Genomic DNA, 315 nt, shown 5'->3' with positions numbered 1-315 from the left:
CGGCCCGACCCACCAGCCGGTCGAGCACGTCGCCTCGCTGCGTGCGATCCCGGGTCTGGACGTCGTGCGTCCGGCCGACGCCAACGAGACCGCGGCCGCCTGGATGTCCGTGCTGTCGCACACCGGCCGGCCCGCCGGGCTGATCCTCTCGCGCCAGAACGTCCCGACGTTCCCGCGCGGCACCGACGACGACGGTCAGCACTGGGGCAGCACCGACGGCGCCCAGCGCGGCGGCTACGTCCTGCTCGACACCGAAGGGGTTCCCGACGTCGTGCTGGTCGCGACCGGCTCGGAGGTCCAGCTCGCGGTCGAAGC

General features: G+C 74.3%; 1 pseudogene. It reads left to right on the top strand.

Going from position 1 to position 315, the window contains the following annotated elements:
• A pseudogene (locus KSO97_RS17510) lies at positions 1–315 on the top strand (transketolase); the annotation flags it as partial.

The sequence above is a fragment of the Nocardioides sp. R-C-SC26 genome, assembly GCF_021246465.1.
GTDB lineage: Bacteria > Actinomycetota > Actinomycetes > Propionibacteriales > Nocardioidaceae > Nocardioides.
This window is presented reverse-complemented; position numbering and strand designations above follow the sequence as displayed.